The organism is Komagataeibacter rhaeticus (assembly GCF_003207855.1).
GTDB lineage: Bacteria > Pseudomonadota > Alphaproteobacteria > Acetobacterales > Acetobacteraceae > Komagataeibacter > Komagataeibacter rhaeticus.
The window spans coordinates 1-7,749 of the sequence record NZ_NKTZ01000041.1; the positions used below are offsets into that span (position 1 = coordinate 1).

7 protein-coding genes and 1 pseudogene are annotated in these 7,749 nt (G+C 60.8%); 6 read left to right on the forward strand and 2 right to left on the reverse strand.

The window, feature by feature from the left end:
- Positions 1-19 precede the first annotated feature (19 nt).
- Positions 20-601 (forward strand): HNH endonuclease, encoded by a 582-nt coding sequence (locus tag CFR78_RS15505; protein WP_110581347.1) that lies wholly within the window; start codon positions 20-22, stop codon positions 599-601.
- Positions 602-647: 46 nt separating this feature from the next.
- On the opposite strand, the gene CFR78_RS15510 is transcribed toward CFR78_RS15505, so the two are convergent.
- Both CFR78_RS15510 and CFR78_RS15515 read right to left on the reverse strand, forming a co-directional pair.
- Positions 648-1,391 carry a class II aldolase/adducin family protein gene (locus CFR78_RS15510; protein ID WP_039998557.1) on the reverse strand — a complete coding sequence of 248 codons (744 nt, stop codon included), beginning with the start codon at positions 1,389-1,391 and terminating at the stop codon, positions 648-650.
- A 267-nt stretch (positions 1,392-1,658) separates the two neighbouring features.
- Positions 1,659-2,531, reverse strand: coding sequence for a dimethylarginine dimethylaminohydrolase family protein (locus CFR78_RS15515; RefSeq protein WP_034930424.1), 873 nt, complete (start codon positions 2,529-2,531; stop codon positions 1,659-1,661).
- 411 nt (positions 2,532-2,942) lie between these two features.
- Between CFR78_RS15515 and CFR78_RS15520 the strand changes: the two genes are divergently transcribed.
- From CFR78_RS15520 to CFR78_RS15540, 5 genes and pseudogenes are all read left to right on the forward strand, one after another.
- A complete protein-coding gene (locus tag CFR78_RS15520; protein ID WP_034930421.1) occupies positions 2,943-3,884 on the forward strand; it encodes a LysR family transcriptional regulator in 942 nt (313 codons plus the stop codon).
- 44 nt (positions 3,885-3,928) lie between these two features.
- Entirely contained in the window at positions 3,929-5,497 is a 1,569-nt protein-coding gene (locus CFR78_RS15525; protein ID WP_084149664.1) for an ABC transporter substrate-binding protein/permease, read from the forward strand.
- Positions 5,498-5,525: 28 nt separating this feature from the next.
- A complete protein-coding gene (locus tag CFR78_RS15530; protein WP_110581348.1) occupies positions 5,526-6,251 on the forward strand; it encodes an amino acid ABC transporter ATP-binding protein in 726 nt (241 codons plus the stop codon).
- Positions 6,252-6,372: 121 nt separating this feature from the next.
- Positions 6,373-6,984 (forward strand): hypothetical protein, encoded by a 612-nt coding sequence (locus CFR78_RS15535; protein ID WP_258366199.1) that lies wholly within the window; start codon positions 6,373-6,375, stop codon positions 6,982-6,984.
- A 15-nt stretch (positions 6,985-6,999) separates the two neighbouring features.
- Positions 7,000-7,749 (forward strand): annotated as a pseudogene (locus CFR78_RS15540) (IS3 family transposase); the annotation flags it as partial.

Sequence of the window (7,749 nt, forward strand, 5' to 3'; positions counted from 1 at the left end):
GTGACACTGGGGAATATCCATGAAAGTGAACGACTTTCTGGATTTCCCAGTTCCGGAACCTCAGTACAAGATACCCATCACGAAAAGTACGGAAGAACCACGTATCAATCTTTTTTGGGAAAAGATTAAGGATTTTCCAATCAGACGCAGAACAGATATAATAGCTCCGCCCGGTTTTTATGATGATGGAAAGGTTGAATATTCATCAACATTCTACCCAAGATTGAAATTCACATCGCCGGAAGGAAAGCGGGTATATAAACTTTCATGTCAGGTAGAGCGTTCGCCAGAGCTTAAAAAAGCAGCAAAACTGGCAAATCGAGAACGCAATGATGGCAAGCTTGTTTGCGAAGCATGTAGCTTCTCCGACGAGTCGGCAGGGATGTTTGATGCTCACCATATTAGCCCAGTTGCCTGCGGCCAGCGTGACAGCACTGTAGATGACTTGTCTGTTTTATGTCCCACTTGCCATCGATGGGCACACATCAAAGGTGATGACGCGTTAGCTCCCCTTCCCATCTCACTGCTGCGGCAGATCAGGGGAACGCAACGAGAAGGATTAGAGAGAAATCCCGGTTTTCCGGGGTTCCAGCGATCATAACGTGCGGGACGTGTGGGTTCGAGTCCCGCAGCTCGCATTTTTCCGGTCAGTTCCTGTAATCCGGCTGTTCGCGGTCCAGCTTGCGGCGCAGGGCCTGCCATATCAGGCGCCCTTGGTCCGGGTCATCGTCAAACTGCTTTTTGGCCCGCAGGATCTGCGTTTCGGACGGGACATGCAGTGTCACGCCCGTAGCCTGTGCCGCAATCTGGATGCGACAGGCCTGTTCCAGATAATACATGCGGTAGAAGGCGTGGGCCACGGTGCTTCCTACGGTCAGCAGTCCATGGTTCTGCAGGATCAGCGCATTGTACGGGCCAAGGTCGCGCACCAGGCGTTCGCGCTCGCTCAGATTGTCATCGGCGGCAATACCCTCATACGGATGGAAGCCGACACTGCCGTAGAATTCCATGTTGATCTGGTTCAGTGGCAGGATGTTCGTATCCTGCGCCGCCACCACCATGCCCGGCACGGTATGGGTGTGCATGACGCACGCGGCGTCGGACCTGCTGCGGTGGATGGCGGAATGGATCACGAACCCGGCCGGGTTGATGGGCCAGGCGGTTTCCTGCCGGGGCAGGCCATCGGCATCGACCCTGACCAGTGAACTGGCGGTGATTTCCTCAAACAGCAGGCCATAGGGATTGACCAGATAGACATGATCAGGTCCCGGCAGGCGCACGGACAGGTGCGTATAGACCAGATCGGTCATGCCGAAATGCGCCATGAGGCGATAAGCCGCCGCCAGATCCACGCGCAACGCCTGCTCGGATACGGCCATTGATGTAGGCATGGTATCAGAAAACCCCAGTAATGGATTGATAAATCATAAAAAACCTTCAGACCCCGCCTTTTTTAACAGGGTAGTACTTTCCGACGCTGTCTGAAACAGACAGCAATCGTAAAGACCTTTCTGGTAAAGCCTTTTTCAGAAAGCTTCAGGAAACGTCGTCTTTTAAAAAAACGACGTCCAAAATTTTTACTGCTTATTCTCAATAATCTTTTTTCAAACAGTCTATTAGGGGACACTTTCCCCACCTTGCCGCCGTGACCCAGCAGGTCAGCCCGGCAGCAGGGATTTGCGCCGCAGGGGCATGGTCATGCAGTGGATGCTGCCGCCCCCCTGCGAGAACTGGTCAAGTTCGGGTTCAAGCACATGCAGCCCTTCGGCACGCAGCATCTGGTTGATGCGCGTGCAGTGCCGGGGGCTGACCACGCGCTCACACCCCAGGGAGAGGACATTGCAGCCCATGTCGCGCATCGCTTCCCTGTAGCTGACCGGCAGGACACGGATACCCTGCGCGCGCAGCCAGTCCAGATCCGCTTCATCCAGCACGTCCACCACCGCAATCGCCAGATCGGCCGCCACCATGGTGAAGATCACGTCAAGATGCAGAAAATGCTCGGGAAAGCGGATCATCCGGCAGGTCCAGCCTGCCTCCTCGAACCAGCTTATGAACTCGGCCGCCCCCGCCTCGTCCGTGCGGCCACCGCTTACGCCCACCGCCAGCAGGCCGGGACGGATGATGTGGATGTCCCCCCCCTCGATATGGCCGCGGGTACAGGTCTTCCATATCTCGTCCCCGGCGTAGAAGGCCCGCACCGGCCCGGTCTCGGCCCTGCGCTCGGGGCGGGCAAGGTTGGTGACAACGGTGCCGAACGGCGTGGTCTGGGAACTGTCGCGGGTATAGACCTCATACGGCATGCCCGGCTGCGGTGTCAGGAAATGGCAGCTGACCCGTTCGGCCCGCAGCAGGGCCACCAGCCCGTCAAACTGCGCCTTCAGCGCCGTACGGTCGAGTATGGCGCCACCGGCCATGCTCTGGATGGCAATGTCATTACTGGGAATCCACGCATAATGATCGGGCGGGCAGAGCAGGACATCCGCCAGTTCCCCGGTCTCGCTGTCCATGAACCAGCGGTTTGTCACCATTTCCTCCTCATCCTTGCCAGACATCCAGACAGATCACGCCAACAGCCCGGACGATAACGGCGGCAACGCATGCTAAAATATCAATAATTCATAGTTTACTTTGTATTTCCATTAATCTTGACGGATCCCGCCCCGCGCCGGTGCATGCGGGATGGCATCCATGCACCAGATGGACACAAATGCATCTTTCTGGTTCTGGCCTGACATTCTATGTTTAGATTGCACATGTGGCGGCCGGCTTCCTTCCCATCGTGGTCGTTACGGCAAGTGGATGATCCTGACAATGAACGGTCCCTTTCCGATAATGAGAAGATTCATGCCGCCGCGCCTGTCCCCGCACGGGAATGGTCCCGCCTTCCCGCATGGCTGGCTGGCCCTTTCCCTGCCCGGCAACGGGTGGGGCGGCCGGGCATGACACGACAGCGCGCCACCAGCCGGAAACCAACCGGCTTCCATGGCCAGATTGCCGAAGTGGACCTGCGCCTGCTGCGCGTCTTCCGCAGTGTTGCGGAACATGGTGGCTTTGCCGCCGCCGAAGTGGCGCTGGGCAAGAGCAAATCCTCCATCAGCATCGACATCTCGGCGCTCGAGAACCGGCTGGGCCTGCGGCTGTGCATGCGCGGGCGCAGTGGCTTCGCGCTGACGACGGAAGGCCGGATGGTGATGGAGGCGACCAATGCGCTGTTTTCCGACATCACACGCTTCCAGCAGCGCATAAACGAGGCCAGTGGCACGCTGTCCGGGCGGTTCTGCCTGTACGTGCCCGACAATATCCAGATTCATGGCGAGACGGTGCTGGTGCGGGCCATCGGGACCTTTACCACCAGCCATCCCGCCGTTTTCATGGATATCCGCTCCGCCTCGTCACGGGAGGTGGAGTTCGCGGTGCTCAATGGCCAGGCTTCCGCCGGGATCACCCTCAGCCCCCGCCATCTGCCCGGCATGCAGGCGACCCCCCTGTTCCGGGAGGAACTGCACCTGTTCTGTGGCACGCGCCATCCCCTGTTCAGCATGCCCGAAGACGAGATCACACCCGAACTGCTGTCCCACCAGCGCATGATCGAGGTGGCGGGTGCTGCCACCTCCCCCATGTGGGAGGGGCTGCGCCCGCGCCTGAACTTTGCCGCGGCGGCGGAAAACGTGGATTCGCGCGCGCTGCTGATCCTGTCGGGCAACTATATCGGCTTCCTGCCCGGCCCCTTTGCCCAGCCGCTGCTGCGCGAGGGCATGCTGCGCCGGATTGAACTGGGTGGGCTGCAACTGATGACCGGCTTTCACTTCCTGGCCCGCCCCTCTGCCGAGACCGGGCTGCTGGTGGATACCTTCCGCGCCATTCTGGAGGATGCCTGCTGATACCGCCCCCCCCACACGCCCTGCCTCCGGCGGGACGGCAGCGCATGGCCACGTCCATGGCACGGCCCGCGCGCCGTGGCCCCCGGCGGATGCCCGTACTGTCCGCCGCCCTGTGCGGGGTGCTGGCCCTGGCGGGGCATGCACGGGCACAGGCCCCCGCCCTGCCGGGCTTCATCCATGATGGCACGCTGACGGTCTGCACCAATCCCACCCTGCCCCCCATGACATTTGTAAACGGCATGGACGTCAATGCGGTGGCCGGGATTGACATGGACATCGCCCATACCCTGGCGGCGTACTGGCATGTGCCCCTGGTCATTACCACCATGGAGTTTACTGGCCTGTTCCCCAGTCTTGCGGCACAGCGATGCTCCATGGTGGCCAGCGGTCTCATCAGGCTGCCCGCACGGGAGCAGAATTTCGATGCCGTGGCCTATCAGGATACCGCGCTGGTCATTGTGGCGCGCGCGGGCACGAAGCCGCTGGCCAGCATGGCCGACCTGTCGGGCAGGACGGTGGCGGTGCAGGCGGGCACCAGCTACAGCGCAAGGCTGGCACGGGAGAACGAAGCCCTGGCCGCCCGCGGGCGGCCCCCCATCATCATCCAGCAGTACCCGACGGAAGACCAGGTGGTACAGCAGGTGCTGATCGGCCGCGTCTTTGCCTTCGCCAGCCAGGATGTGGAGTTGTACTACCGTCAGGAACAGCTGCACGGCAGGGTCGGGGTCATCCTGGTGCCCCCCTATCCCGAATACGGACATTTCGCGCTTTACATCCGCAAGGACGCCCATGACCGCGCCCTGCTGGAACAGGCCGTGGCCACGCTGGAACAGGATGGGCGGATCGCGGCCATCCAGAAGAAATGGGCCATTGCCCCCGATCCGGCCCGCGCGCTGTCCCAGCCCGCCCCCCTGTTCCGCTGGGGTGTCTTTTTTGCCGCCCTGACTTCCGCCGCCTTCGCGCGCGGGGCGTTCATCACCCTGACCGTGGCCGTGCTGTCGCATCTGACCGCCATCATGATCTCGATTCCGATGGCGCTGGCACTCAATGGCCGCAATGCCATGCTTGGCCTTGTGCTGAAAGGGTATGTATCGGTCTTCCGTGGCGCGCCCACGCTGCTGCAGCTGCTGTTCATATGGAACGCGCTGCCGCAGTTCCTGCCCATCTTCCGCGAAGGGTGGTTCACGCCCTTCCTGGCCACATGGATTTCGCTATCGATCAATGAATCCGCCTATCAGGTTGAAATCAACCGCGCGGCGCTGGCGGCGGTGGACAGGGGGCAGGAACTGGCGGGCGACGCACTGGGGCTGTCACGGCGGCAGGTCTACCGGCATGTCATCTTTCCGCAGGCGCTGCGCATCGCCCTGCCGCCCACCATGAACGCCTTCATAAGCCTGCTGAAAACCACGTCGCTCGCCTCGGTCATCTCGTTGCCCGAACTGCTGGCCGTAACCCAGATGGAGGTGGCCCGCACATTCGAATTCACGGAATATTATGCGGCAGCACTGGTGTATTACCTGGGCATGGTTTTTTTCCTGCTGTTTGTACAGAAACGTATCGAGCGCCGTTTTGCATGGGCCGACCGGCACAGGGCGCGTGCCAATGAATTCTGATCTTCCAGCCACACCCGACCCGGATGCCATGATCTCGGTGCGTCACCTGTACAAGCTGTACAAGGATTTCGTGGCACTTGACCGGATCAGCTTCGATGTGCGGCGTGGGGAACGGATTGTCGTGCTCGGGCCATCAGGTTCGGGCAAGTCCACCCTGATCCGCTGCTTCAACCGTATCGAACCCCATGACGGCGGCATCCTGAGCATCGATGGCCGGATCATTGATGAACAGACCGAACTGACCCAGCTGCGCGCCACCGTGGGGCTTGTGTTCCAGAACTACAACCTGTTCCCGCATCTGAGCGTGCTGGACAACTGCACGCTCGCCCCCCGCCTGGTCAGGAAAACGCCCCGCGCGCAGGCGCGCGACATGGCCATGCGCTTCCTGACCCAGGTCAATATTGCGGAACAGGCGCACAAATACCCCATCCAGCTTTCGGGCGGGCAGCAGCAGCGCGTGGCCATCGCGCGCGCGCTGTGCATGCAGCCCCGGATCATGCTGTTTGACGAACCCACGGCCGCCCTTGATCCCGAAGCCATTTCCGGTGTGGTAAAGATCGTGAACGACCTGTCGGCACAGGGCATTACCACCCTGTGCGTGACCCATGAGATGGGTTTTGCCCGTCATATTGCCGACTGGATCCTCTTCATGGACCGGGGGCGCATACTGGAAATAAGCCGCCCCGCCCAGTTCTTCACCCATCCCGCAACCCGGCGTGCGCGTGATTTCCTGGACCAGATGATTTCCTGCTGAAGGCAGGCCCCTGCGCCATGCAGCCGGTGTATGCCGTTTGCCTGCCCCCCGTGCTGTCAGACACGGACAGATACGATATAAGAATACCTCCATACGCCCCTGCCCGAGGTACGCCGCCTGCATGATGTTTCCAATACGCCTGATCCGGCTGCACGCCATGGTCCTGATCACCGTGTTCATCACCAGCAGCATCACACAGGCCGGGGCGGCCACCCAGTCCGATGCCGTGCTCATGCTCCAGCATGACATGGACCATGAACTGGGCGCCCAGCAGATCCGCCTCAGGCCCCGCCAGACCCAGCGCGCCATGGCCCTGGCCACCAGCCTGCTTGACCAGACCGGAACCTGGCCACAGGAGACGGAGGTGATTCTGGTCGTGGACCGCGCGCCCATGGTCCAGTGCCTGTGGTTCGTGCTGGCCCGGCCCGGGGAGCGCACGCTCATGCCCCTGGGCATGGTGGCGGTCAGCACCGGCCGGCCGGGGCGCAAGGAGCATTTCCGCACGCCGGTGGGCGTATTCATCAGTACCGGGCAGATTTACGGCTACCGCGCGCAGGGTACCAAGAACGAGCATGGCATCCGCGGCAATGGCGAGAAAGGCATGCGGGTGTGGGATTTCGGATGGCAGACGACCGAAGACTGGCGCCGCAAGGGGGCGGTTGCCGTCGTGCGGCTGGAGATGAGAGGTGGTCCCCATTTTTCGGACAGGGCGATAAGCTATCATCTGGCCTGAACGAGGACGGGTTTTATGGGCAAGGTTACGCGGAAACGGTATGCGGCAGAGTTCAAGTCACGGGTTGCGCTGGAGGCGATCCGTGGGGAACTGACGCTGGCGGAACTGGCTTCGAAACATGGCGTGCATCAGACGATGATCGCCCAATGGAAGCGCCAGGCGATCGAAGGCATGGCAAGCCTTTTTTCTGGTAAGTCAGTAACGGAACCTTCAGTCAGCCCTGCTGATGTAGAGAAACTGCACGCCAAGATCGGCCAGTTGCTGGTGGAACGGGATTTTTTGCGGGATGCCTCTGCTCGGTTGGGCGTGATCAGAGGCGGCAGATGATTGACCCGAAGAGAGCATGCCTGCCGATAATCCGGCAATGCACGCTGCTGCAACTCAACCGGTCGGGCGTCTACTATCGGCCTGTGCCACAGAGCGAAGCCAATCTGGAGCTGATGCGGCTGATCGACGCCCAGTTCCTGGAAACGCCGTATTATGGCTCACGGCAGATGACATGGCATCTGCGCCGCCAGGGACATGAAGTGGGCCGCAAGCGGGTCCGGCGGCTCATGGCGATCATGGGCCTGCGGGCGATCTACCAGAAGCCGCGCACGACCGTGCCCCATCCGGAGCATCGGAAATATCCATATCTGCTACGGGATCTGGTCATCAATCGGCCTGACCAGGTCTGGTGTTCCGATATCACATATATTCCCATGAAACGGGGATTTCTCTATCTCGTGGCGATCATGGACTGGTTCACGCGCAAGGTCCTGTCCT

What these genes read in the sequence shown, in the direction of transcription:
- CFR78_RS15530 (WP_110581348.1), top strand. Translation starts at nt 5,526, where the DNA reads ATGATCTCGGTGCGTCACCTGTACAAGCTGTACAAGGATTTCGTGGCA.
- CFR78_RS15505 (WP_110581347.1), top strand. Translation starts at nt 20, where the DNA reads ATGAAAGTGAACGACTTTCTGGATTTCCCAGTTCCGGAACCTCAGTAC.
- CFR78_RS15515 (WP_034930424.1), bottom strand. Translation starts at nt 2,531, where the DNA reads ATGGTGACAAACCGCTGGTTCATGGACAGCGAGACCGGGGAACTGGCG.
- CFR78_RS15525 (WP_084149664.1), top strand. Translation starts at nt 3,929, where the DNA reads ATGGCCACGTCCATGGCACGGCCCGCGCGCCGTGGCCCCCGGCGGATG.
- CFR78_RS15535 (WP_258366199.1), top strand. Translation starts at nt 6,373, where the DNA reads ATGATGTTTCCAATACGCCTGATCCGGCTGCACGCCATGGTCCTGATC.
- CFR78_RS15510 (WP_039998557.1), bottom strand. Translation starts at nt 1,391, where the DNA reads ATGCCTACATCAATGGCCGTATCCGAGCAGGCGTTGCGCGTGGATCTG.
- CFR78_RS15520 (WP_034930421.1), top strand. Translation starts at nt 2,943, where the DNA reads ATGACACGACAGCGCGCCACCAGCCGGAAACCAACCGGCTTCCATGGC.